3 protein-coding genes are annotated in these 2,185 nt (G+C 40.3%); all 3 read left to right on the top strand.

Going from position 1 to position 2,185, the window contains the following annotated elements; translation table 11 throughout:
• A partial coding sequence (locus VLN09_RS05415) for a sugar ABC transporter substrate-binding protein (protein ID WP_325244416.1) occupies positions 1–728 on the top strand: 728 nt, incomplete at its 5' end.
• A 62-nt stretch (positions 729–790) separates the two neighbouring features.
• A complete protein-coding gene (locus VLN09_RS05410) occupies positions 791–1,234 on the top strand; it encodes a low molecular weight protein-tyrosine-phosphatase (protein ID WP_325244414.1) in 444 nt (147 codons plus the stop codon).
• Positions 1,235–1,247: 13 nt separating this feature from the next.
• On the top strand, positions 1,248–2,185 hold a 938-nt coding region (locus tag VLN09_RS05405), incomplete at its 3' end, for a Wzz/FepE/Etk N-terminal domain-containing protein (RefSeq protein WP_325244412.1).

The following is a 2,185-nucleotide window of genomic DNA, read 5'->3' as shown; positions in this document are numbered from 1 at the left end:
TCCAATTTCCGCTTATAGGACGCATTAAAGCCAGTGGCATGAGTGTGCCGCAGTTTACCGCCAATCTAAGCGGACAGCTAAAACGCTATCTTAAATACGCAGACCCACAAGTAAAAATCCTTGATTATCGGGGTAATAAATTCTTTATTGATGGCGAAGTCAGCAAGTCTGGTGAGTTTATTATTGCCGATGCGCCAGTGTCACTATATAGCGCTATCTCTATGGCAGGCGGTACAACAGCCACCGGTGACTCGAACAGTATCGTCCTAAACCGCAGAGGCGTCAGCTATAACATCGGTCTGCAGTCATTAAGACAAATGGGATCATCAGCCAATCAGATTTACTTGCAAGATGGCGACTCTATTCATGTCAATAGTCAGAGTCGCAATAAAGTCTACGTGCTTGGTGAGTTTGGCAAAGTTGAACCCGTTCCTATTCTTGAGCAAGGGCTCAGCTTAGCGCAAGTTTTGGGCGAATCACAAGGATTAAACTCATTTACCGCCAATGCTGCCAAAATATATGTGGTTCGAGATAATCCTGGCTACCCTTCTACCAATATCTATTATGTAGATATGCAATCCATTACTAGCTTTCCTCTAGCGAATCGCTTTGAGATGCAACCTAATGATATCGTTTATGTTGATCCTACAGGATTAACGCGTTGGAATCGCGTCATCAGCGCTCTACTGCCTTCTAGTACAGCGATCAGAAGTCTTGCGAGTCTATAGGTGCTAAATTTATAAATACTGAGTTTGTAAGCTAGTAGTTATTCTATTAATGGGCATTCCTTATGGCATTTGATAATATTTTAGTCGTTTGCGTCGGCAATATTTGTCGCAGTCCGATAGCCGCAGCTGTGTTAATGGATCAATTTTCACAAAAGCATATTGATTCTGCAGGTCTGTCAGCAGTTGTTGATAATCCTGCTGACCCAAAAGCCTTAGAGGTTATGACTGCAAGTAATGCAGCAATCAATGCCAGTATGAATAAGCATGTAGCGAAACAAATCACTGAGGCCTTAACGGTAAAAGCAGATTTGATATTGACGATGTCAACCAGTCAAAGCAAATGGATTGAAGATCAATGGCCACATTGCCGTGGCAAAACTTTTAGAATTGGGCATTGGATCGACAAAGATGTTGCTGATCCCTATGGCCATAGTGAATCAGCTTTTGAGACTGCCAAACAAGATATCTTTGATAGTTTGGATATGTGGCTTAATAAAATTAGTTAAGTAGTGAACATTTATGAATACAGATTCAAATAACTTATCAAAGGCTGTTGAAAAAGACGTCAACAACACTGATATTTTCGCTTTAGTGCTAGTGCTTTTGCGCGGCTGGAAAGTCGTAGTTTTTTTTGCATTATTGGGTTTAGTCATTGGCGTGCTGTATAGCCGCTATGAAAGCCCTATTTTTAAATCAGATGCGCTAATACAGATTGATTCGTCATCCCAAGGTGTTCCGGCACTTGGCGCAGACATTTCAGGTTTGGTATCATCTAAAGTCAGTCCTGCTCAGACAGAAGCACGATTAATACAGTCGCGTATGATATTAAAGCCAGTGGTTGATTTATTACATTTAGGTGTTCGAGTTAGTGATCCTACGGTTAACACTTTAGATAAAATAAAAAACAATCGTACTGACACTCAAGTAAATACACCTGAAGGAATAGCACTTAAGACCGAAGACGGCGATGTGCAGATCAGTCAGTTCAACGTCTCACAAGCTTATTTAAATCAATCTTTTACTTTAGTTAGATCTGGTTCTGGTTTTATACTTAGTAATGGCTTTGATGATTATAAGGGTCAGTTGAATCAGCCTCATCGCTTTAGAGGCTCAGAGGGCATTATTGAAATTACAGTTAATGACTTACCCGCTGACAATCATCCTATCAACATTTCTAAACAGTCGTTACAGAATACTACTGATGCTATCAATGGTGCTTTGACAGTAACGGAACTTGATGGCAAAACGGGTATTATCCAGCTGACAATGATTGGCTCAAACCAACAGCAAATAACATTAATACTAAAGCAAATTATTCTATCTTATATAGATCAAAATACGTTGCGCGGTTCTGAGGAAACGACTAAAACCCTTACCTTTATGGAAACGCAAATACCTTTGCTGAAACAAAAGCTTGAGGCCTCAGAAGCACTATTCAATGACTTTCGAGAAAAGTC

Origin of the sequence: Psychrobacter sp., assembly GCF_035469765.1 — a bacterium.
GTDB lineage: Bacteria > Pseudomonadota > Gammaproteobacteria > Pseudomonadales > Moraxellaceae > Psychrobacter.
Note: the sequence above shows the minus strand (reverse complement) of the source record. Positions and strands in the feature narration are given on the sequence as shown.

Excerpts from the sequence above, each read along its gene's own strand:
- VLN09_RS05410 (WP_325244414.1), top strand. The coding sequence starts at position 791 with ATGGCATTTGATAATATTTTAGTCGTTTGCGTCGGCAATATTTGTCGC.